Here is a 23586-nt window from a genome sequence, read left to right on the forward strand (position 1 = left end):
GACACGATCGCCGCCGTGACCCTGGGACCCTTCGACGCGGCTGCGGCCGGTGCGGCACTCGCCCGCGCCCTCGACGAGTCCGGAGCCGACGCCGCGGTGACCATCGTCCCGGTGCCCGCGCTGCTGACCACCGCCCAGGCGGCGGACGTGCTCGGTGTCGGCCGGGCGTACGTGGCCCGTCTCGTCGACGACGGCACCCTGCCCTCCCGGTTCCACGGCCTGCACCGACGCATCCGCCGCGCCGACGTCCTGGCCTGTGCCGAGCGCACGGCCGAGGCCCGGAGCCGGGCTCTGGACGCCGTCGCGGATCTGAGCCGGCGCGACGGTCTGTACGACGACGACTTCTGAGGGGGAACGATCGTGCCGATCCGGGCGGTCCTCGACGCACCGGCACTGACGCCGCCGCGCGTGCGCGACGTGCTCCTCGCCCTGGCCGAGGACGCGCTGTACCGGCCCTACTGGAGCGACGGCATCGTCGCCGAGGTGGAGCGCAGGCTGCCGGCGCACATGTCGCGCCCGGCGCGGGACTTCCTGTTCGCCGAACTCGACACAGCCTTCCCCGAGGCACGGGTGACCTGGCCCGCCACGGTGCTGCGCGAGGTGCCGTACGTCAGCGATCCCCGCGACGCACACTTGACGGCGGTGGCGCTGTTCGCGCAGGCCGACGTCGTCGTCACCACCGACGCCGCTCTCGCGCGCTCGCTCGAGCGGTCCGGGGTCGAGCCGCAGACACCCGACGCCTTCGTCGCGTACGTCCTCGACGCCGATCCCCGGCGGTCCGTGCGCGTGCTGCACCGGATGGCGCGACGGCGGTGGCTCGGGCCCGGCGAGGAGCTCGCCGACGCCGCCCTGCGGTCGCGGCTGGCCGCGTGGGCGCGTGCAGCGCTCGGCGACAACAGCGCCGACCTGCTGGCGGCGGACCCGCCCTGACCGTGCCGCTCGCGGCGGTGCGTCCGGTGCCGCTCGCGGCGGTGCGTCCGGTGCCGCTCGCGGCGGTGCGTCCGGTGCCGCCCGCGGCAGTGGTCCTGGCCGCTCGAACCGGACACCGCATAGACTCGGACGGTCCTCTTCTCGAACCCCAGGAGCGCCCTTCCCGTGTCCGACGTGTCCGTCACCCCCCTGTCCGGATTGGCGCGGATCGCGCTGGCCGACGCTCAGCTCGAGCGTGTGGCCGCCCTCGCCGGGACCGCCGGACAGGCCCTGGTGGCCCCGCCCGCGGCCCGGCCGTTCGTCGCCGCCGCGCTCGCCGCGAAGACACCGCTGCTCGTCGTGACCGCGACCGGCCGTGAAGCGGACGATCTCACGGCGGAGCTGCGCGAGATGCTCGGCGACGTCGTTGCGCAGTTCCCCTCGTGGGAGACGCTGCCGCACGAGCGGCTCTCGCCCAGTGCCGACACCGTCGGACGCCGGTTGCAGGTGCTGCGCCGGCTCGCGCACCCCGAGGACCGCGACTACGGCCCCGAGTTGCGGGTGATCGTCGCGACCGTGCGTTCGCTGGTGCAGCCGATGGCTCCCGGTCTGGGCGACATCGCGCCCGTCACCCTGCGCGTCGGCGCGGAGCACGACTTCGACGAGCTGATCGAGCGGCTCGTCGAGCTGGCCTACACCCGTGCCGACATGGTCGGCAAGCGCGGCGAGTTCGCCGTGCGCGGCGGCATCCTCGACGTCTTCCCGCCGATAGCGGACCACCCGGTGCGGGTCGAGTTCTGGGGTGACGAGGTCACCGAGCTGCGCCCGTTCTCCGTCGCCGACCAGCGGTCCATCCCCGAACTCGAGGTGAGCACCCTCATCGCCCCGCCCTGCCGGGAACTGCTGCTGACCGAGCAGGTCAAGGAACGCGCGGCGCGACTCGCCCAGGACAACCCGGCCGACGCGGCGCTGGTGGAGATGCTCGACAAGATGGCCTCCGGCATCCCGGTCGAGGGCATGGAGGCGCTGCTGCCGGTGCTGCAGACCGGCGAGCTGCAGTTGCTGACCGACGTCGTGCCGGACGGTACGCACGTGCTGCTGTGCGATCCGGAGAAGGTCCGGACCCGCGCGGCGGACCTGATGCGTACCGGCCAGGAGTTCCTCGAGGCGTCGTGGACCGCGGCCTCGCTCGGCGGGGCCGCGCCGCTGGACACCGCGAACATGAAGGGTGTGGATCTGGCCGCCTCCGCGTACCGGCCGCTGACCGGGGTGCGGGAGACGGCGGAAGCCGCGGGCCGGCCGTGGTGGACGCTGAGCCCGCTGGCGTCGGGCGCCGACACCGAGGTCGTGCTCGACGTGCAGTCGGCGCCGGAGGTGCGCGGTTCCGAGGAACTGCTGACGATGCTCTTCGCGAACCTGCGCGCACACGTCACCACCGGCGGGCGGGCGGCGATCGTCGTCGCAGGTGCCGGCACCGGGCAGCGGGTGCTCGAGCGGCTGCAGGAGAACGACGTACCCGCAGCGCGGCTCGATCCGGAGGCCGAACCGGTTCGCGGCACGGTCGGGGTGCTGTGCGGCGCGCTGCACGACGGCCTGGTGCTGCCGGGCGACGGCGCAGACGTGCCCGGACTGGTGCTCGTCACCGAGTCCGACCTCACGGGCAACCGGGTGACCGCCGCCGAGGGTCGGCGCACGCCGGTCAAGCGTCGCAACCAGGTGGATCCGCTGGCGCTCACTGCCGGTGACATGGTGGTCCACGACCAGCACGGCATCGGCCGGTTCGTGGAGATGGTGGAGCGGACCGTGGGCGGTGCCCGTCGCGAGTACCTGGTCATCGAGTACGCGCCGGGTAAACGCGGGCAGCCGGGGGACCGGCTGTTCGTGCCGATGGAGTCCCTCGACCAGCTCTCCCGCTACGTCGGCGGCGAGATGCCTGCCTTGAGCAAGCTCGGCGGTTCCGACTGGGCCAACACGAAACGCAAGGCGCGCAAGGCTGTCCGCGAGATCGCGGGAGAGCTGGTGCAGTTGTACGCGGCCCGTCAGGCCGCCCCGGGGCACGCGTTCGCGCCGGACACCCCGTGGCAGAAGGAGATGGAGGACGCGTTCGCGTTCACCGAGACCCAGGATCAGCTCACCGTCATCTCCGAGGTCAAGGCCGACATGGAGAAGGCGGTCCCGATGGATCGCGTCGTCATCGGCGATGTCGGCTACGGCAAGACCGAGATCGCGGTGCGTGCCGCGTTCAAGGCCGTACAGGACGGCAAGCAGGTCGCGGTGCTGGTGCCCACCACGCTGCTGGCGCAGCAGCATCTGCAGACCTTCACCGAACGGATGGCGTCGTTCCCCGTCACCGTCAAGGGTCTGAGCCGCTTCACCGACTCTGCCGACGCGAAGGAGACGATCGCCGCCCTCGCCGACGGTGAGGTCGACATCGTCGTCGGGACCCACCGGCTGCTGCAGACCGGCGTGCGGTGGAAGGACCTCGGCCTCGTGATCGTCGACGAGGAGCAGCGATTCGGCGTCGAACACAAGGAGCACATCAAGGCCCTGCGCACGCACGTCGACGTGCTGACCATGTCCGCGACGCCGATTCCGCGCACCCTGGAGATGAGCATGGCCGGCATCCGGGAGATGTCGACGATTCTCACCCCGCCCGAGGAGCGGCATCCGGTGCTCACCTACGTGGGCGCCTACGCGGACAAGCAGGTCGCCGCAGCCATCCGCCGCGAGCTGCTGCGCGACGGACAGGTGTTCTACGTGCACAACCGGGTGAGCTCGATCGACAAGGCCGCCAAGCGAATTCGTGACCTCGTCCCCGAGGCTCGGGTCGCGGTGGCGCACGGGCAGATGAACGAGGACACCCTCGAGAAGACCGTGCAGGGCTTCTGGGAGCGTCAGTACGACGTTCTGGTGTGTACCACCATCGTCGAGACGGGCCTCGACATCTCCAACGCCAACACCCTCATCGTCGAGCGCGCCGACTCGCTGGGGTTGTCGCAGTTGCACCAGCTGCGCGGACGCGTCGGTCGTTCCCGCGAGCGGGGTTACGCGTACTTCCTGTACCCGCCGGAGAAGCCGCTGACCGAGACGGCATACGACCGGCTCGCCACGATCTCCCAGAACTCCGATCTCGGCGCGGGCATGGCCGTGGCCATGAAGGACCTCGAGATCCGCGGCGCGGGAAACGTTCTGGGCGCGGAGCAGTCCGGTCACGTCGCCGGCGTCGGATTCGATCTGTACGTGCGGCTCGTCGGCGAGGCGGTGGAGGCGTTCCGGGCCGCCGCGGACGGCCGTCCCGTCGCCACGGACGAGGCCGCCAAGGAGGTGCGGGTGGATCTTCCGGTCGACGCCCACATCCCGCCGGACTACGTGACATCCGACCGGCTGCGGCTCGAGGCCTACCGCAAGCTTGCCGCGGCGCACGACGACGACGCGATCGCCGCGGTGGTCGAGGAACTCGTCGACCGCTACGGTCCGCTGTCCGAGGAGGTCGGCCGGCTCGTGTCGGTGGCCAAGCTGCGCCTGCTGTGCCGCGAGTACGACCTCGAGGAGGTCGCGGTCTCCGGCACCCAGTTGAAGATCTCGCCGATGCACCTGCCGGATTCGAAGCAGATGCGGCTCAAGCGTCTCTATCCGGCGGCGCAGTACCGCGCCACGAGCGGCATCGTGCAGCTGCCGTTGCCGCGAACCGGTGGCGTGGGTTCCGAGCGGGTGCGCGACGTCGAGCTGCTGCAGTACATCGCGGACTTCCTGCTCGCCCTGGACGGCAAGGCGCAGGGATCGGTTGACGTGTGTGTGCCGACCGCCGCGAGCGTGTGACCGGGGCGAGCGCAGCGACGGGGATTGTGACCGGGGCGAGCGCAGCGACGGGGATTGTGACCGGGGCGAGCGAAGCGACGGGGGAAGTCACCGGGGCGAGCGCAGCGACGGGGGAAGTCACCGGAGCGAGCGTAGCGACGGGGGAAGTCACCGGGGCGAGCGCAGCGACGGGGAAAGTGAGGCGACGGCGGTGACGGTGATTCTGCTCGACCCGTACCGGCCCGGATCGGTGCCCCTCGAAGCGGTGCCGCTGCTGACCGGGCCGCTCGACTGCACCGACGACGTGCCGGCAGAGGTGCGCGAAACCCTCGGTGCCACCGTGGGATCCGGGGCCGAGACGCTGATCGCCGTCGACGCGGGGCACGAGGCAGTACGCGAACGGGTACGGTGGGGAGAGCGGGTGATCGCCGCCCCGCCCGCTCCGGGGGAACGCCTGCTGCGTGCCGTGGACGTGATGGACCGCCTGTGGGGATTCGGTGGCTGGGAGGTCACCCAGACGCACGACTCGTTGCGCCGCTACCTGCTCGAGGAGACGTACGAGCTGCTGGACGCGATCGAGGAGGGCGACCCGCACGGTCTGCGCGAGGAACTCGGAGACCTGCTGCTCCAGGTGCTGTTCCATTCGCGAATCGCCGAGGAGTCCGGAACCGATCCGTTCACGGTCGACGACGTCGCCGACACGCTCGTCGCCAAGCTCGCGTCGCGCAGCCCGCACCTGACAAACGGTCACACCGGCCCGATCGACGTGGCCGAGCAGGAGGCGGCGTGGGAGGTGGCGAAAGCAGCGGAGAAGGCGCGGCCCTCCTGCCTGGACGGCATCGCGACGGCACAGCCGGCGTTGGCCCTGACCGACAAGGTGATCGCCCGCGCCACCCGGGCCGGACTCCCCGCGCATCTCGTCCCGCCCGAACTCCGGACGGTGCACGTCACCGGCGACGGTGGCGCGGAGGACGCGCTGCGCAGCGCGACGCTGCAGTTCGTCGCGACGGTGCGCGCGACCGAGAAGGCCGCTCACGCCGACGGCGTGCCGTACGGCGGTCTCGATGCGGATACATGGGTGCGTTACTGGGAGAAGTGAGTCCCGACCGGCGCTTCTCCGAGCCGCCGCGGCTCCGCACGGGCACGCAGTGCCGGGGCGACGGGGCGGCCGTGCAGGAAGCCGGTGACCCCGCCCGCGTCGAGGGCCCGCCGGTACACCGCAAGAGCGCCGCGCGCTGCCTCCACGGTCTCCTCGAGGTCGGCGTCGGTGTGGGCCGCCGAGATCACGAACGACTGTCCGAGCACACCCCGGACGAGCATCTCCTGCAGGAACAGCGTGCGAAATTCCTGCGAGGGCAGCAGATTCGGGTCACGGGTGACGAAGATCAGGCAGGACGGGCGTCCGACCACCTGGACGTAGCGGCCCACGCCGAGATCCGTGGCCGCGGCATTGACGGCGTCGGCCAGCCTGCGACCGGCTGCTTCCATCCGGCCGATGGGATCTTCGGTCGCGTAGGCACGCACCACCGCACGAAAGGCGGCCAGTCCGCCGGACTCCGGTCCGTGCGTGGTCGACAGGAGGAACACCCGGTCACCGTCGGTGCGCAGGCCGCCGAGTTCCATGAACTCGCGCCGGCCCGCGAGCGCGGCGACGGGGAAGCCGTTCCCCATCGCCTTGCCCCAGCACGACAGGTCCGGCCGGACGCCGTACACGCCCTGCGCCCCGTGCTCGGACCAGCGGAATCCGGTGATCATCTCGTCGAAGATCAACAGGGCACCGTGCCGGTCGCACAGGCGGCGCACGCCGGGCAGGAAGCCGGGATCGGGCTCGGCGAGGGCGGTGGCGGCCTCGAGGATCACGCATGCGGTCGGCCTGGCCGACAGGGCCTGTTGGAGCGAGTCGAGGTCGTTGTACCGGAACCGGTGGGTGTGCTCGGTGACCTCCTCGGGGATTCCCGCCTTCATCGGGGTGGTGCCGATGAACCAGTCGTCGACGGAGAAGAACGGCTGGTCGCACGCCACCACGTGCCGACGGCCGGTGACGGCCCGCGCCAGGCGCACGGCCGCGGTCGTGGCGTCGGAGCCGTTCTTGGCGAACTTCACCATGTCGGCGCCGGGCACCAGAGCGAGGAAGTCCTCGGCCGCGGCGAGTTCGAGGGTCGTGGGCCGGCTGAAGTTGGTGCCGTCGGCGATCGCGGCGGCGACGGCATCGACGACGGGGCGGTAGCCGTGCCCGAGCGTCACCGAGCGCAGGCCCATCCCGTACTCGACGTAGCTGTTCCCGTCGGCGTCCCACACGCGGGCACCCGCCCCGCGCTCGAGGACGGGTGCCATGAATTCCGGATACTGGTCGGAGCCCCGGGCATACGTGTGCGCACCGCCGGGCACGATCTCGTGGAGCCGGGCCTGGAGTTTCGTGGATCGGACGAACGAGGGTGGAGAAGAGTGCGGCACTGTCGGCTCCCTTCGACGACGACGCCTGGAGCGAGGGGCGGACACGAGAGGAAGTGGGAGGCTCCGAGGGTACACAGGTATGAGGCAGCGTCATCATTCTCGGTAGGAGTACGCGCGATCGCAACCTTCTCCGGTGTTCCCCAACAACTTCGGGGTTCAATCGGTAGGCCTTGTGCGGTATCGTAAACGGTAACGACCCTCCGCCCTGAACATTTCTACCCGATGGAACGAACAGCCGTCGAGTAGGACGACGCCGCGATCGAACTGTGCTCGATCCGATGGGAGCTTGCGGATGGTGAAGATTCCGCTCGGTCTGTCTGCCGGTGGGGAGCCTCCCATCCGGGTCCTGATCGACAACGGCGAATACTGGCTCAACAACAAAGGTGACCTGGCGTTACTCGATGTCACCGTGCGCCGGATCCGGGCGCGCTGGCCCGACGCCCGCATCGGCGTCCTGACCTACGCACCCGGTCTGCTACGAGCATTCGAGCCCGCTGCCGAGCCGGTCGGGTACCGGCGTGGAGCCCACTGGTCGAGGCTGGGACGGTCTTCTCAGCTGCCGGCACGGTTGGGACCTGCGGTTGTCGGACGAGTCTCGGAAGTGTGGTGGTCCCTGACCAATCCCCCGAGGCGGCAGTTGCGCAAACTGCCCGACTCGGTGCGTCATCCGCTGACACGGACGAAAGAGTGGCGCAGCCACGACCGTGACAGGAACACGGTGAATCGCGCTGCTCGTATTCCGGAGGCGGCGAAGACAGCGTCGCTGATCGTTGCGATGGGCGGAGGCTACCTCGCTGACGTCGACACATACCAGGCAACGCGCACCCTGGATCTGCTCGAATATGCCTGTGAAAAGGGGATTCCCACCGCCGCGCTAGGTCAGGGGATCGGCCCGATCGACGATCCGGTTCTCTTCGCTCGGGCCGCGAAGGTGCTGCCGCGGGTCGATGTCATCGCGTTGCGGGAGGATGTGTGCGGTCCGGACCTGCTGGCGAGGATGGGAGTACCGGACGAGCGGATATACATTACCGGAGACGACGCCGTGGAGCTCGGATATGACGCCGGCCGGCCTGAGATGGGCTCCGATCTCGGCGTTTGTCTGCGTATTGCAGACTATTCGCCCGTGGGGGCTCAGGCTCGGACGAGTGTGCGCCGGTCCGTGCAGGAGTTCGCTCTCGGGGTCGGTGCCACACTCGTGCCACTGATCGTTTCGGAGTACGAGTCGGAGGACCGCCGATCGACGCTGCCGCTGCTCGAGGGTTATCCGTCGGTGGCCGCGCCCCTGGATCGCTACGCACGTGCCCGAGATCTCGCTGCTGCAGTCGGACGGTGCCGGGTTCTGGTCACCGGCGCGTACCATGTGGCTGTTTTTGCTCTGTCTCAAGGTATTCCGGTCGTCGGCCTGTCGTCGTCGAAGTACTACGACGGCAAGTTGGGTGGGTTGAGGGCGATGTTCGGCGGCGGTCTCGAGTTGATTCACCTCGATGCCCACGATCTCGACGACCGGCTTTCCAAGTCGATCCGGGAACTGTGGGACGCGGCTCCGCAACTACGTCCGGTACTACGGGAGCGGGCGCGGGCTCAGGTCGCGGCAAGTCGTGAAGCCTACGAGCGGATGTTCGGTCTGGTCGAACGGGCTTCCGGTGCATCCGCACAGTCCATGCTCGATCGGCAGTCGAGCGTTTGATTCGCGGCCGAGTGCACGAGTGCAGGTGTACCGAGAGCGCAGACAATATCGCGAGCGCAGGTAATCTCGCAAGGGCCCATCCGAACCTGAAGGCTCCGAACCTGAATGCGCGAGGCCGCTCCCGGCCCATCGGCATGGGTGCAGTTTCCCTGCACTACAGTCGATTCCCGCCCTACAGGAACCTGGCCTAGAGCAGTACCCGACCTGCAGCAGTACCTGACCTACGGCCTGACCTACGGTCCTGACCTAGGGACCCGGTCGGTAAACGGGCCTGGTCCGGGGCGAGCCGTTCGGTGTCTTCTCATCCGGGACGGCGCATACGTGCGGTTTCGGCCTCATGTGTGCCGGCCTCGTGTGTGTCCGCCACCACGGGTGTGTCCGACGCTGCGACCTGCTCGAGTTGCGCGCGGAGCAGTTGCTGTTGCTGCCACATCTCCGACGTGATCGCCCAGAGGTCGTGATCTCGGCGCAGTCCGCCGACGTCGAGATAGCTGGACATGGTGCCCTCGCGTCGGCACCCGAGAAGCTGCACCGTACGTGCTGCCGCCACATTCTCCGTGCAGATGGCAGCCGAGATCCGGCGCAGCCCGAGAGTGCCGAAGAGGTAACTCATCGCCAAGCCGCCTACTGCGAGGCCGATACCCGCGCGGGCGAATCGAGAGTCGATCCAGACGCTCGTCTGAGCGGTCAGGGCCGCGGGATCGATGCATTCGAAATTGCACTGCCCCGCGAATCTTCCGTCGATCTCGACCACCAGGGGTAGAGCAGTGCCGGACCGTTCGGCCCGGCGGCGTGCGAGACACTCGCCCACCCACACGGTGACGGTATGGCGGCGGTCCCAGTCGTCCGTGGCGGTCAGCCAGTAGGGCTCGATGAGCCGCTGGTCCCGAAGGCGGATCTCTCTCCAAGCCGTTGCGTCGCCCAAGCGTGGACTACGCAAAGCCACAGTGTGCCCGGCTACCCGGACCGGCCCGAGGAACAGTCGCTTCTGCCGGATCCGACGAGGGTGGGCAAGGTGCCGCATCGACCTCAGGTGGAATCGGCAGGCGGCGATCACGATCGTGATCGCTGTCCGTGGAGGGTCCACATCTGCTCCTCTCGCCCCGACGTACCGCCCCTGCAAACTTACGACCCGTATTCGACTTATAAAGATACTCTAAGTTGGTTTTATCGGGTAGATTCTTACCCGAGTCGGGAATGGCCTTCATGAACTCGGAGCGTCGAAGCGCTCCCCGGTGCTGCGGAGGGGCTGTGGACAGCACACTCAATGATCGGATTCGCCACCTCGCCCGCTACTGGCCCATCGTGGTGCTGGCGACGCTGCTGGCAGTGGGGGGAGCAGTGTGGACGACAGGGCAGAGTGCTACGGAGTACACGGGCCGTTCGGCCTTGATCGTGTCGTCCCAGAATCGCGCGCCGGAACAGGACGCGGTTCTCGTGCAGGGCTACGTGGATCTGTTCAACGACTCCTCGTATCAGGAGCAATTGCGTGTCGTCGGGAGCCTTCCCGCAGACACGTCCTTCTCCGCTCGCACTGCGGCGGCCGGACCGATCCTGTTCGTCGAGGCTACGGCGGGAGACGCGGAGACCGCTGCAGAGGCGGCCCGCATCATGGCCGGAACGTTTCGTGACGATGTCAACTCCGTGCGCGACCGGGGGCGGGAAGGATCCCTCGAGGAATTGCGCCAGCGACTCGACGAAGAGCGATCACGGCCGGGAATCGCCGACAACGTGGCGCTCGCTCAGCTGCAGGCGCAGATCAGCGAGCTCGAACTCGACGCGACCAACCAGATCCAGGATCTGCAGCTGAATGCCGGCGTCTCGGAGGACTCGCCATCCCTCTTCCGGAACGTGGCACTCGGTCTACTGGGGGGAATGGTGCTCGGAGTACTCGTGGCGCTCGCACTCGATTCCGTCATGCGGCGGATCAGCACCACCCAGGATGTTCGGGAGCGCCTCGGTATCGAGTCGCTCGGGGTCGTCCCGGCCGGCGGTTCGACCTCGGCGGATCGAGCACGTCAGCTCGCGTTCCACAACCTCGTGAACACCCTCGCCGCCGGCGAGGTTCGCGGGCTCCGCACCGTCGCCCTGACGTCGCCGACCGGAGGCGAGGTGACAGGACAAGTCGCTCGCCAGGTGGCCCGACGCTGGAGTCGATCCGGCGCCCGTATCGTCGTGATTCCTCAGAACGTGACGTCGTCGACCGTTGCCGGCGCCGGTGCAGAGGCACCCGGCGATGGACTCCGGGTACTGAGCATGCGGGATACGACCGGTGAGTCTGTGCCGCTGTCCGGCAAACGGCTCGAGGCACTGCTGCAGCAGCTCCGCGGTGAAGCCGACGTCGTACTGTTCGACCTCGCGCCGGTCACCGAGGACGCCGACGCTCAGATCTTCTGCGCGGCGGCACAGAAAACTGTCCTGGTACTCGACCGGCGCCGCGCACGCCAGCCGGACGCGGCAGAGGCCGTCCGATTGCTCACTCAGGTGGACGCCCACCTCCTCGGAGCGGTCGTCGTGGATCCGCGCGGCGATACTTCTGCGCCGTACCCGCCTGCGGAAGAGATCTCCTGGTCCGCTGCTGTGCACAATCACCATGACCTCGGCCGTACCCCTGCGCAGACTCCAGGAATGCGCCCATGACGACGGCAGCGCACCCGGCCACCCGCGGACCGGCGTCGACCGAGCGTCTGCTGCCCCGATCCTTCACAGCCGTCCACCTCGTCCTGATCGCGGCTGCGACGGCGACAGTCCTCGCGATCGCTGCTGTCGCGACCGGGTTTCCAGCGAAGTTCCCAGTGCTGCTGCTCCTCGCGGCAGTTGCAGGCGCGATGGTTGCCGCCGGTCTCCGCTCGCCCGTCGTCGCGCTGTTCCTGCTCCTGTTGACGACGTTTCTCCGGGTGGCGCTGCCGCCGATCCTGCCGGTGGATCCGTTCGTACTTGCCTATGCGGGGGTGATTGCCGCACTCGGGATCTGGATGTACACCACATCAGCAGCCGACGCGCGCGTCGGCGCAGTCGAGGCAGCGATGGCGCTGTACGTGGTATGGAACATCGGTTCGATGCTCGCGACGCACCGATACCTTGCGACCGTTCCCGTGACCGGGGCGTCGCTGTCCGTCGCGCGCTTCGTTCTGACCGGTGTCCTGATCCCCTTCACTGCGTATCTCGTGGGCAGATACGTCTTCGTGCGGGTGTCGGCGATTCGAGCACTGCTGTGGATCGTCGCAGTGCTGGCAGCGTACTCGGCAGCAGTGAGCATCATGCAGTTCCTCGGCCCCAAGGCTCTCGTATGGCCGCGGTACATAGTGACGGCTCCGATCTGGGAGGGACGCGCTGTCGGGATCTTCAATCAACCGGTCGTCAACGGTATGGTGCTCATTCTCGGTTTCGCTGTCGCGCTCGTGCTGTCGTCGGAACGCACAGAGCCGCGCTTTCGCCGGCTCTGTGCTGCCGTCATCGCGGTCGCGTGCGCCTACGGTGTGTACTTCACGCATACCCGTGCGGTGTGGCTCGGTCTTGCGCTCGTGATCGTCGCCGGAATGCTGTGGGCACGAGGATTCCGAACCGGATTCGTACTTGCGGCAACCACGGCGGTGATCGCCATCGCCACGAACTGGCAACGGTTCACCGGAACCGATCGTTCGGCCGGGGGCGTCGGCTCACCGGCCGAAGTGCAGGACCGGCTCAACACCGCCGGCACCGCCCTGTGGGCGATAGGGCAGAAGCCGCTGACGGGTTGGGGGATAGGCAGATTCACCGCCGTCAACACCTACCACCACAAGCAGTGGTCGCCGGAGGTGCCGTGGATTCGCGGCTTCGCAATCTCCTCCCACTTCAACGAGCTCGGCATCGCGGCCGAACTCGGGCTGATCGGCCTGGGGCTGTGGATTGCCGTCGTCGTCCTGCTCGCGGTGCGGCTGTTCCGGGCGTATCGGATTCTGCCCGAATACGGACTCGACGGCCGCCGGACGGCCCTTCTGGGCCTGCTGGGACTGATGGTAATGGCGATCACCGGATTGACGGTCGATCTGCGATTCTTCGACTTTCCGAACGCTGCCGTAATGGTGCTGGTAGGGGTCGCGATCGGATGCGCCGACCGGTACACAGCCGAGGCCGGGAGCGTGAAGCGATGACGCGGCGCCATGTCGTGTGGGCGTCGACGAGCATGACCACCCGCGGTGGAGTGGGGAGTTTCGTGCGCACCATGCACGACACGCCGCTGTGGGACCGGTGGGACATCGAACACGTGAGTACGCACCGAAACGGATCCAAGCCCGCCCGGATCGGTGCATTCGCGAATGGCCTCGTCGTCTTCCTTCGTGCGCTGGTCAACGATCGTCCCGACGTGGTGCACCTGCACACGTCGATAGCGGGCAGCTTCATCCGGAAGGCGACGTTGGCCTGGGTCGCGTCCGTCTTCCGAGTGCCGGTCGTGCTGCATGTGCACGGTTCCTCGTTCGACAGATTTCACGATCGCGCGCCCTTCCCGATCCGACTGCTCATCCGTTCGACACTCGCGCGCGCTGCGGTCGTGGTCGCCTTGGGGGAGCGCTGGCGACAACGATTGCAGAAGATTGCACCCGATGCCCGGGTCGTAGTTGTCCCGAATGCGGTCCGACCTGCAACCAGAGTCGACCAGTCCAGCCGGAACGGACCCCTGCACGTGCTGTTCCTCGGCGAGATCGGCGACCGCAAGGGCACATTCACGCTGCTGGAGGCCTGGGCTCGGATTGCGGAAGGGACGACCTCCGCGCACGCACGGTTGACCGTCGCCGGTGACGGAGAAGTAGGGCGCGCGCGTGAACGGGTCCGTGCACTGGCGTTGACGGACACGGTCGCGCTGCCCGGCTGGGTTCCGCCGGAGGCGGTGCCCCAGTTGCTCGACAGTGCGCACGTACTGGTACTGCCCTCGCGTGACGAGGGCCAGCCGATGGCAATTCTCGAGGGCATGGCGCGAGGATTGTGTGTCGTAGCCAGCACGGCAGGCGGAATTCCGGACCTCGTCGACGACTCGTGTGGGGTTCTGATCCCCGCCGACGACACGACTGCTCTGGCCGCAGCCCTCGAACGGGTGCTGTGCGACGAGTTGCTGCGCACCAGGCTGGGCCTCGCGGCCTGGGAGAGAATCCGTTCCGACTTCGATGTGGACGTGGTGTGGCGTCGATTCGACGACCTGTACGAGGAGCTCCGACGATGAGCACGCAACAGCCGGTGAGAGTGATGTTCGTGGTCCCCGACCTGCGGATCGGCGGCGCAGAACGGCACGCGGTGACGCTTCTGCCGCGGCTCGACCCCGACCGGTTCACGGCTCGGTTGATCTGCATCGGGAGCGAAGGGGAACTCTTCGGCGAGCTCCAGGCACAAGGAATTTCCGCCCATGCGCTGCACAGGAGCAAGAGGCAGGCTTTACGGGCGCTCGTCGAGCTCCGCCGGGAGATGCGTCTATTCGCGCCGGACGTAGTGGTGACTCGTGGATACAGCGCCGAGAGTCTCGGCAGGATCGCGGCCGTGTGGGCGCGGGTGCCGCACTTGTCGGTGTGGGTGCACAACTGCGGCGACATCGACCCACGCAGTCGATGGCGTCGAATCTGCGACAAGGTGCTGCAACCGTTCACCGACATGTTCCTGGGCGTGGCACGCGCGCAGACGAGGTACCTCACCGAGGATCTCGGAATCCCGCAGCGCAAGATCCGGGTCGTTCACAATGGAGTCGAGCCGCACGAATTCATCCCGTCACCGAATCGGGATGTCGCAGTTGCACTAGGAATCCCATCGCACGAACCGATCGTGGGAATCGTCGCCGCCCTGCGTCCGGAGAAGGATCACCGCACACTCCTGCGCGCGGCCCGCCGCGTTCTCGCAGAGGTACCCGAGACGCGGTTTCTCGTGGTCGGTGACGGCCCCGAGCGTGCTCGTCTCGAACGGTTCGCGCGTGAACTCGGGATCGCGGACCGCGTCGTGTTCACCGGAGCTCGATCGGACGTCAGGGACGTCCTGCGGGCCCTGGACATCTTCGCCCTCACGTCCTCCACCGTCGAGTGCTTCCCGATAGCGCTGCTCGAGGCGATGGCCACCGCACGTCCTGCGGTGTGCACCGACGTCGGCGGCGTCTCCGAATTGCTCGATGAGGGCACCACCGGGATCCTGGTGCCGCCGGCAAATCCGGAAGCGCTGGCCGAGGCGCTGCTCACCCTCTTGCGTTCGCCGGATCTGAGGTGGCGATTCGGGCAGGCAGCCCGTGCGCGGGTGGAGTCTTCCTTCACCCTGACGCAGAGTGTCGCCGAGAGTGAACGTGCGTTGGAGGAGGCCGCCGGTCCACCCCGGAGTCCGGTCCGGCTCACCCTCGTGCTCGACCGCACCTTCGTCGGTGGAATCGAGACCGTGATGCTCGACGTGTTCCGGCGTCTCGACAGACGTCTGGTCCTACCGCGCCTGGTCTGCCTGCACGAGGCCGGGCCGCTTGCCGACGACTACCGGGACGCCGGCATCCAGGTCGAAGTGCTGGACCGGCGAAACCGTTGGGACCTGACGACGCTGCCCAAGTTGATCGACACGCTGCGCCGGGACCGGACCGATGCGGTGCTCGTCACGCATCATCACCGCGCCGCCCTGGCTCTCGGCCGGATCGCCGCACATGCGGCCGGGGTGCGGGCGGATCTCGTTGCCGTTCACGACATGGATCTCGTATCGCAAGGCGGCAGATGCCTTCCGCGATGGACCGTCGCCTCGCTGTGGCTTGCCGACGCCATGATTCTCCTCGGGCACAGCCAGCGGGACTATCTGCACGCGCACGAGGGCGTCGGCAGATCCCGGTGGAGCCGAACCTCGGAGGTCGTCATACCCAACGGCATCGCGGTGGGGGACCCCCCGACCGGAGAAGACAGGGTGCGCGCGCGGCAGGCGCTCGACCTCGGTCCTGAGGACTTCGTCGTCGCCGTCGTGGCCCGGCTCAGCGCGCAGAAGGCGCACCACGTGCTGTTCGAGGCATTTTCCAAGGCACTTCCGCTGCTGCGTCCGGCACGTCTGGTGGTGGTCGGGGACGGCGAGCGAATGGAAGAATTGATCTGCCTGGCAGAGAAACTCGGTATCGCAGATCGTGTGCTCTTCGTAGGGACTCGTCGGGACGTCGCCGTTCTGCTTCCGGGATTCGACGTGACCTGCCTTTCCTCGGTGCACGAGGCGATGCCGCTCGCGGTACTGGAGTCGATGGCTGCCGCAGTTCCTGTGGTCGCGACCGACTGTGGATGCCTGAGTGATCTGATCACCGACGGCGCGGAAGGATATCTGGTGCCGGTCGGTGACGTGGAGGGACTGGCAGATGGTCTACTCGCATTGTCTCGGGACCCCGAACTGCGAGTGCAGATGGGTAAGCGCGCCAGAATGCGTGTGGAGCAGAACTTCCGGATCGAGGACACGGCGCGCGCATATGAGCAGCTTCTCGTCGAGACCCTGGGAGGGCAGCGATGAAGAGACACATTCTGGTGCTGGTGGAGAACCTCTCGGTGCCGTTCGACCGTCGGGTATGGCAAGAGAGCCGGTCGCTGGCCGAGGCGGGATACCAGGTGACGGTGATCTGCCCGATGGGCGGTGGGCAGGATCGGGAGCCGGAGGTCACGATCGAGGGTGTTCGGATCCTCCGCTATCCTCTCCGCGCCGCCACCGGAGGGCCGGCCGGTTATCTCAGGGAGTACACCGCGGCCCTGTGGCACACCACCCGGCTGGCGCTGAAAGTGCGGCGCGAAGGCCGCGTCGACGCGGTGCACGCGTGCAACCCCCCGGACCTGCTGTTCGTCGTGGCACTCGTTCTGCGTCCGGGCGGAGCGCGATTTGTATTCGATCACCACGATCTCGTGCCGGAGTTGTTCCAGTCGCGCTTTCCCGGGGGCGGACGCATATTGTACCTTGCGACGAGGCTGCTCGAACGGCTGACGTTCGCGGTATCGGATGCAGTCATTGCAACCAACGACAGTTACCGCCGGATCGCGATCGGGCGTGGACATGTGGCGCCGGACCGGGTCACCGTGGTGCGCAGTGCGCCCGATCTCGAACGATTCGTGCGGCGCGCTCCCGATCCGGAGTTGCGCAGGGGAAAGCGTTATCTCCTCGCGTATCTCGGCGTCATGGGACCGCAGGACGGAATCGACTATCTCCTGCGTGCCGTGGCATATCTGCACCGGGACCTCGGCCGGGACGATGTGCACTGCATCTGCATGGGTGCCGGGGACGAATTCGAGGCCATGCAGGCGCTCGCTCGTGACCTCGGCCTCGACGACGTCGTCGAGTTCACAGGCCGGGTGCCGGACGAGTTCGTGCAACGCTGTCTGTCCACCGCGGACGTGTGCCTCGCGCCGGATCCGCGCAATCCGCTCAACGACCTCTCGACGATGAACAAGATCGTCGAGTACATGGCGATCGGCCGGCCGGTGGTGTCGTTCGACCTCGTCGAGGCCCGTGTCTCGGCCGGCGACGCTGCGCTCTACGCGCCGGCGAACGACGAGAAGGCCTTCGCACGAGCGGTCGACATCCTGTTGAGGGACGACGAGTTGCGTGCCCGGATGGGGGCACTCGGCCGATCGCGGGTGGAGCAGGAACTGTCGTGGCGGACGTCGCGAGAAAACCTTCTTCGATGTTACGGGGCGTTGTTCCGCGACGACGTTGCACTTCCGCAGGTCGCGGGGTGAGTCATTGGCTGTTGCGCAACAGGACCACACCGCTGTACGAACGTATCGTCACACGATCCGTAGTGCTTCCGTCGTTGGTTTCCGGGTCGGCGGTGCCGGTCAGGTGCCGGAACGTCCCGCCCAGCGCTACGGTCGCCGGCTCGTCGCTGCTGTTGACGAGCACGATGCCGTGGTCGAAGTCGCGGCGGAAGACATTCGGTGCAACCATCCCGATTCCTGCAGTTCCGGAATACTGCGCCTCGACATGTGCGAGCGTCGGATTCGGGGCTATCGGGTCGCCGAGGTATCCGCTGCCGAGCCCACCGCCGTCCATCTCGTCGATGTATGCGGGTTCGCCGTAGTCAGATCCCATGGGCGCCCAGTAGCCGTCCTGCAGAAGTGTGGCTGTCAGGAAGAACCGTGCACGGGTGAGTTCGCGTTCGGAGCTGGGTTGGGGACCGAGTTTGTTGATGGTCATGGCCAGTCCCGGTTCCCGATGATCGCCCCGCGCGGTGAGACGAATGTACTGCTCGATGTCGAAGCGGGGATCACGCTCGGCACGAGGGTCGGCGAAGTTCTCCCATGCCCGCCCGTCGAGTTGTCGATCGCGCAGGGTTCTGTCTCCGTTGGCGACGAGCAGGGCAGTGGGCATGCGGTCGCGCATGATGCGTTCGGCCTCTTCGATTCCCCTGCCCCACGGCATGTCCTCGCCGTAGATCTGCGCGTCGGCCTCATCCGTGCCGTTCCGGTCGATATCCCATCGGTCGGAATCGGCGCTGTAGATTCGGTCGCCCCACACGTCCAGGAAGATGCCGTCCCAGACCCCCTCCGACCACACCGTGTCGACCACCCAGTCGGCCGCGTATCTGCCGAAGGACAATCCGTCCACTCTCGGTCCCTGGTCGGTGAGGTTCGACATCGACGTGTCGGGCCATTCGCTGACCACCGTGCCGTCCGCGCGCTTCGCCAGCCACTCGTCGGGGAACTGGCTCTCTCCGTGAGAATCGAACTGCCAGAGACGATATCGATTGCGCCAGTACTCCTCGGAACCGAGCCGGTCGGGATGGTCGATCAAGTTGACATAGGCGAGGAGGCGCGTTCGCGGGTTTGCTGCCCGGACGTCGTCGAAGAAGTCCCGCGGCATTCGGTGGCCCCACTCGTTGTCGATGACGACGACGTCGTACTGGGCGAGTTCTTGCGCGGTCGGCAGATCGTGCTGGAACAGGAAGTACGTGGCTGTTCTGGGGAACGTGAGGAGGCCTGCGTCGGACGGCACGGGCGGCGGGACGCCGTCGGATGTACTGCATCCCGCGACCGATGCCAGGAGGGCGACGGCGAGGGTCACACACGAACGCTGTACGCGGCGTTGCCACATGGTCGAACCGATCACATGTTCAGACTTCCACGGGGGGTGGCGGTTGTCATCCGTCCGGCGCAGACTGATTTCGAGCGGAGACATGATGAACCTCGGTTGGTATGCACACAGATTGGGTTCGATGAGTGCCCCGGAGGTGGTCTGGCGCCTGCGTGGCGTCGGACGTACTTATCGGTCCGGCGGCAGGTACGGAGTCCCCACGGATTCCGAACTGCTCGGATCCGGTCACCGAACCTGGAGTGATGCCCTGTCGGCATTCCGCGAAGGGGCAGGGGGGGCGTTGCTGTTCGGGAAGACCCGAGCCGAGGAGATCGCGGATCGGCTCCCTCTCCAAGTCGAGGCGCTGATCCGGGCTGCAGAGCGGACATGTGAAAATCGATTCGAGTTCTTCGCCGATCCGGAGGTCCGGCTGGACACCCCGATCGACTGGTGGTCCGATCCGCTTCGAGGTGTGCAGTGGCCGTCGAAACCAGCTCACCGGATCGATCACCGCAGGGGACCGGGTGACCCGAAGTGGATCTGGGAACTGAACCGGCTGCAGCACCTTCCGTGGCTGGCATCGGCTCGGATGTTCACCGGCGAAGAGCGTTTCGCTACTGTTGCGTTGTCCCAGCTCGATTCCTGGATAGTCCGGAATCCACCGGGATGGGGTATCGCATGGCGCGGTGCGTTCGAGGCGGGTATCCGCTCGATCTCGGTCGCACTGACACTGGACGGACTGCGTGACGCCCAGGCATTGACGGAGGCGCGATTCGCCCGGGCCGTACGGATGCTTGCGGCCGGTGCGGAACGCTGTCTGCAGGATCGTTCGCGGTTCAGTTCGGCCAACAACCATCTTGTGGGAGAACTGGCAGGGCCGGCGATCGTAGCTCTGCTCCTACCGGAGCTGCGCCATGCCGCGCGGTGGGAGGCGGACGCGGTCGCGGCACTGGCCGTGGAAGCTGACCGGCAGATTCTGCCGGACGGCGCGGGTGCCGAGCAGACACTGGGTTATCAGGTCTTCGTCGTGGAGTTGCTGACCGTCGTCGCTGCTGTGCTGTTTCGCAGATACGGTCACGCGCCGGACCGCCTGACTGCCGCAATCTTCCGCAGCAGGGAGTATCTCGAGGCAGTGATCGGTGAGTGTGACCCGGAGCCGCACTACGGCGACGACGACCAGGGATTCGCGGTACGGCTCGGTCCGGAACCACGCCGAACGGTCAGAGAACATCTCGGAATCGTGGATGCTTTCTTGGCTGACAGGCCGGCCGGCGCGGTGGAATCTCCGGAGTCGCTGACGGCGGCGTGGTTGTCGTCAGCGCGTCCTGTGAAGGTCCGGGAGCAGATCACCCTGCGAACGACGGCAGCGGGTTCCGCCTTCGCGCCGGACGGGGGTATGGCAGTGCTGCGGTCCGGCCCACGGACGATTCTCATGGATGTGGGGGCACTCGGATACCTGTCGATTGCCGCGCACGGCCACTCGGATGCGTTGGCGATGAGTCTGAACTTCGCCGGGGAGTCGCTGATCGGGGACCCGGGGACGGGGAGCTACTACCGGAATCCGGAATGGCGCGAGGCCCACAGGAGTACGCGCGCTCATGCGACGGCGTGTGTGGACGGGCTCGACCAGTCCGTACGCGGCGGTCCCTTCCTGTGGATGCGGCATGCGCAGGTCCGGGTTCGTGAGATCGATCTTCTCGGTGGCATCGTCGACGCCGAACACGACGGCTACCGAAGACTTCCGGCGCCTGTTGTCCACCGTCGCCGTGTGATGGCACCACCGACGCTGAAGTCGGTGCTCGTGTTGGACCTGTTCACCGGCCGCGGCCGACACGACGTGCATGTGTCCTGGCCGATGGCCCCCGATCTCGAGGTCGAGCCCGCCGGTGCCGGCCACCGGGCTCGGCGGCGCGGCGTACCGGTGCTGGAACTCGCATATGCGGTCAGCGGCGGGGTCGTGACGACGGAGGCCGTTCGCGGGGACGATGACAGCGCGCTCGGTTGGTGGTCGCGTGAGCTCGAGCACCGCGTGCCCGCGTGGGCGCCGAGCGTCCGCTGCCATGCCGATCTGCCCTTTGTGTGCGCCACGGTGCTCCTTCCGTTTCCTGAGTCCCGTGCACCCGGACCGCATGCGGTGCTGCCGGCTCGGTCGATAGCCGATCTTCGCGTCGACGTCGAGGAAGGCCGGGTGCAAGTGGAGTGGATCGACCTGGACGGTCCACATCGGGTTGCCTTCGAGATGGATCGCGTAAGGACTTAAACCAACCTCAAGTCTGTTATATGCTCGATTGCGAGGTTGACGGTCTGATCTGGGCGGTGAAAACGTGGAATCAGTCAAGTTGGATCATCGGATAGACGCGACGCGCTCGAAGCTCAGCGTCTTCGGTCTCGGGTACGTCGGATGTGTCTCCGCAGCATGCCTCGCGAGCCGGGGTCACTCGGTCGTCGGTTTGGACGTCGATCCCAGGAAGCTCCGATGTCTTTCTCGCGGTGAGGCGCCGGTGGTCGAACGACGGATCGCCGACATCACCGCCGAAGCTGTAGCGAGCGGGCGGCTGACCGTGAGCGACGACCCCGTCCGCGCCGTGTGCGAGACCGATATGTCCATAGTCTGCGTCGGTACCCCCTCGGGGGCCGGTGGTGGCCTGTCCACCGAGTACCTCGAACGGGTCACCGACATCATCGGGGCGGGGTTGGCGGCGAAGGACTCCTGGCATGTGGTGGTCTATCGCAGCACGATGGTTCCCGGCACTTGTGAAAGCCTGCTCGTGCCTCGTCTCGAGGCGGCGTCGGGAGGAAAGCGTGCCGGCATCGATTTCGGCGTGTGCGTGAATCCGGAGTTCCTCCGTGAGGGGAGTAGCGTCGAGGACTTCTTCGATCCGCCCAAGACTGTCGTGGGCGAGAGCGATCCCCGGAGTGGGATGCAGGTCATGGCACTCTACGAAGATTTCGGGGGATCCCGATTCAGAGTTCGGCCGGCCGTGGCCGAGATGGTCAAATACGTGGACAACAGCTTCCACGCGCTGAAGGTGGACTTCGGTAACGAGATCGGTGCGATCTGCGGAGCGCTGGGACTCGACTCGCACGCCGTGATGGAGATCTTCGTGTCGGACACGAAGCTCAACATCAGCCCCGCGTATCTCATGCCCGGTTTCGCGTTCGGTGGTTCCTGCCTGCCCAAGGACGTACGAGCTCTCGTCCATACCGCGCGCCGACACGACGTCGAGGTGCCTGTGCTCTCGAATGTGTTGACCTCGAACGAAGTCCACCTCCGCCGCGTAGTCGATCTGGTGCTGTCGCTCGATCGACACCGGATCGGGCTGTTCGGGCTGTCGTTCAAGCAGGGCACGGACGACCTAAGGGAGAGCCCGATGGTGGAGCTCGCCGAACGGTTGATCGGCAAGGGATTCGATCTCAAGATCTACGACGCCGACGTGGCACTGTCGCGGTTGACGGGATCCAATCAGGCATTCCTCGACCATCGCCTGCCGCACATCGGATCTGCACTGACCGACGATCCCGACGAGGTCCTGTCGCACGGTGAGGTACTCATCGCGGGTTCTCGTGACGAACGGGCCGTCGCTGCTCTCGACCGAGCCGGCGCCGACCATGTGATCGTGGACCTGGTCCGCCTGCCTCACGCCGAGGACCGGCGGCGACGTGGAGGCTACGTGGGAACGGGCTGGTAGCCGTGGACGCCGAGTCCCCAGAGCCGTTCTTCAGTATCCTCACGACCGCGTACCGTACCGAGCAGTATCTTCCCGAGGCGATCGAGTCCGTCCTGTCCCAGACCCGTGGCGACTGGGAGTTGATCGTGGTCGACAACGGGTACTCGGACGACATCGCGCGGATTGTCGGCACATACGCCGACGACCACCGGATCGGATTGATCCGACAGGCCAATCGGGGTTACGGCGGCGGAGTCACGGCGGCTGCAGGGACGGCCCGCGGCCGTGTGCTCACAGTGCTCGACAGCGACGACCTGCTGCGGCCCGACTTCTGCGAACGCGTGGGGGCCGTCTTCGAGGCGGAACCACATGTCGCCGCGGTCGGCTGCGACGCGACGCTGTTCGGTTTCGGCGACGGCACCGAACGCGGGTACCTGAGAAGTATCGGTTACCGCAACCGGAAACGTCACGTGGATGTGCCACTGACGTTTTCGGATGTGCTCGGAGGGATCGTGCCCTACTACAGCGGCGCTGTCCGGCGCGACGTGTGGAATGCTGTCGGCGGCTACACGGCCCCCGCCGGTGTCGAGGAGGACGTCCTGCTGTGGTTGCGCATCACGGCCGCAGGCTGGGACGTGCGATTGCTGGACGACCGATTGGCGCGGTGCCGGGTGCGAGCGGACTCGTCCTCGCGCGATCCGTCCCGGGTGGAAGCCTTCGACGAGCGACTGCAGGCGACGTTCCTGTCTCTAGCCGGGGGGCCGGTCCAACGTCGTGCCGTGGACCCGACGTTGCGGCGCTTGCGGTACCACCAGTCCCTCCGCCGGGCTCGGTGGGCATTGCTCGAGGGAGACGTGCGCTCGGCTCGCCGCGCCGCGCGCACCGCGTTCGGCCAGAAGCCGAGTCTCCGAGCTGCCACTGTGGTCTCGGCACTGGCTGTCGCGCCGGGCGCGCTTCGGCGCGTCCATCCCCTCAAGCAGCACCTCTCGGGCACTGTGCGGCGATACGGCGTCGCGGGTGCCCGGATCGTCCGCCCCGTCCGGGGATCCGGGTGAC

The 23586-nt window shown here is 67.3% G+C and carries 16 protein-coding genes; 13 read left to right on the top strand and 3 right to left on the bottom strand.

Annotation, left to right across the window (positions count from 1 at the left end):
* The first annotated feature begins 15 nt into the window (after window positions 1-15).
* The 4 genes from AC2IPW_RS06705 (at window position 16) to AC2IPW_RS06720 (ending at window position 5806) form a co-directional block, all read left to right on the top strand.
* On the top strand, window positions 16-348 hold the full coding sequence (locus tag AC2IPW_RS06705; protein ID WP_003937867.1) for a helix-turn-helix domain-containing protein: 333 nt from the start codon (window positions 16-18) through the stop codon (window positions 346-348).
* 12 nt (window positions 349-360) lie between these two features.
* A complete protein-coding gene (locus AC2IPW_RS06710) occupies window positions 361-930 on the top strand; it encodes a PIN domain-containing protein (protein ID WP_289377315.1) in 570 nt (189 codons plus the stop codon).
* Window positions 931-1095: 165 nt separating this feature from the next.
* Complete coding sequence (gene mfd / locus AC2IPW_RS06715; protein WP_486376539.1) at window positions 1096-4728, top strand: transcription-repair coupling factor; 3633 nt, start codon at window positions 1096-1098, stop codon at window positions 4726-4728.
* 190 nt (window positions 4729-4918) lie between these two features.
* Window positions 4919-5806, top strand: coding sequence for a nucleoside triphosphate pyrophosphohydrolase (locus AC2IPW_RS06720; RefSeq protein ID WP_486376540.1), 888 nt, complete (start codon window positions 4919-4921; stop codon window positions 5804-5806).
* On the opposite strand, the gene AC2IPW_RS06725 is transcribed toward AC2IPW_RS06720, so the two are convergent.
* On the bottom strand, window positions 5791-7161 hold the full coding sequence (locus tag AC2IPW_RS06725) for a glutamate-1-semialdehyde 2,1-aminomutase (RefSeq protein WP_486376541.1): 1371 nt from the start codon (window positions 7159-7161) through the stop codon (window positions 5791-5793). The genes AC2IPW_RS06720 and AC2IPW_RS06725 overlap by 16 nt on opposite strands.
* 292 nt (window positions 7162-7453) lie before the next feature.
* Between AC2IPW_RS06725 and AC2IPW_RS06730 the strand changes: the two genes are divergently transcribed.
* A complete protein-coding gene (locus AC2IPW_RS06730) occupies window positions 7454-8848 on the top strand; it encodes a polysaccharide pyruvyl transferase family protein (RefSeq protein WP_003937872.1) in 1395 nt (464 codons plus the stop codon).
* 301 nt (window positions 8849-9149) lie between these two features.
* On the opposite strand, the gene AC2IPW_RS06735 is transcribed toward AC2IPW_RS06730, so the two are convergent.
* A complete protein-coding gene (locus AC2IPW_RS06735) occupies window positions 9150-9872 on the bottom strand; it encodes a GNAT family N-acetyltransferase (protein ID WP_371384258.1) in 723 nt (240 codons plus the stop codon).
* Between the two features lie 227 nt (window positions 9873-10099).
* On the opposite strand from AC2IPW_RS06735, the gene AC2IPW_RS06740 reads away from it, so the two are divergent.
* Genes AC2IPW_RS06740 through AC2IPW_RS06760 form a run of 5 tightly spaced genes read left to right on the top strand, consistent with a single transcriptional unit; the run spans window position 10100 to window position 17529 of the window.
* A complete protein-coding gene (locus AC2IPW_RS06740) occupies window positions 10100-11488 on the top strand; it encodes a hypothetical protein (RefSeq protein ID WP_486376542.1) in 1389 nt (462 codons plus the stop codon).
* Entirely contained in the window at window positions 11485-12981 is a 1497-nt protein-coding gene (locus AC2IPW_RS06745; protein ID WP_486376543.1) for an O-antigen ligase family protein, read from the top strand. The genes AC2IPW_RS06740 and AC2IPW_RS06745 overlap by 4 nt, the downstream gene beginning before the upstream one ends.
* Window positions 12978-14045 carry a glycosyltransferase family 4 protein gene (locus AC2IPW_RS06750; RefSeq protein WP_100246230.1) on the top strand — a complete coding sequence of 356 codons (1068 nt, stop codon included), beginning with the start codon at window positions 12978-12980 and terminating at the stop codon, window positions 14043-14045. The genes AC2IPW_RS06745 and AC2IPW_RS06750 overlap by 4 nt, the downstream gene beginning before the upstream one ends.
* Window positions 14042-16315: a glycosyltransferase gene (locus tag AC2IPW_RS06755; protein ID WP_486376544.1), complete on the top strand. Its 2274-nt coding sequence runs from the start codon at window positions 14042-14044 to the stop codon at window positions 16313-16315. The genes AC2IPW_RS06750 and AC2IPW_RS06755 overlap by 4 nt, the downstream gene beginning before the upstream one ends.
* Entirely contained in the window at window positions 16312-17529 is a 1218-nt protein-coding gene (locus tag AC2IPW_RS06760; RefSeq protein WP_450120933.1) for a glycosyltransferase family 4 protein, read from the top strand. Before AC2IPW_RS06755 ends, AC2IPW_RS06760 begins: the two co-directional genes overlap by 4 nt.
* 1 nt (window position 17530) lies before the next feature.
* Here AC2IPW_RS06760 and AC2IPW_RS06765 read toward each other — a convergent pair whose 3' ends face one another.
* Window positions 17531-18853 carry a putative glycoside hydrolase gene (locus AC2IPW_RS06765; RefSeq protein ID WP_235157134.1) on the bottom strand — a complete coding sequence of 441 codons (1323 nt, stop codon included), beginning with the start codon at window positions 18851-18853 and terminating at the stop codon, window positions 17531-17533.
* Between the two features lie 151 nt (window positions 18854-19004).
* Between AC2IPW_RS06765 and AC2IPW_RS06770 the strand changes: the two genes are divergently transcribed.
* The 3 genes from AC2IPW_RS06770 (at window position 19005) to AC2IPW_RS06780 (ending at window position 23585) form a co-directional block, all read left to right on the top strand.
* Window positions 19005-21122, top strand: coding sequence for a heparinase II/III family protein (locus tag AC2IPW_RS06770; RefSeq protein ID WP_486376976.1), 2118 nt, complete (start codon window positions 19005-19007; stop codon window positions 21120-21122).
* Window positions 21123-21186: 64 nt separating this feature from the next.
* The gene (locus AC2IPW_RS06775; RefSeq protein ID WP_235157133.1) at window positions 21187-22551 is read left to right on the top strand and encodes a nucleotide sugar dehydrogenase; all 1365 of its coding nucleotides are present in this window, start codon (window positions 21187-21189) and stop codon (window positions 22549-22551) included.
* A gap of 2 nt (window positions 22552-22553) precedes the next feature.
* Window positions 22554-23585 carry a glycosyltransferase family 2 protein gene (locus tag AC2IPW_RS06780; protein ID WP_486376545.1) on the top strand — a complete coding sequence of 344 codons (1032 nt, stop codon included), beginning with the start codon at window positions 22554-22556 and terminating at the stop codon, window positions 23583-23585.
* Window position 23586: the final 1 nt, after the last annotated feature.

Source organism: Rhodococcus sp. NS-SX18 (assembly GCF_057367935.1).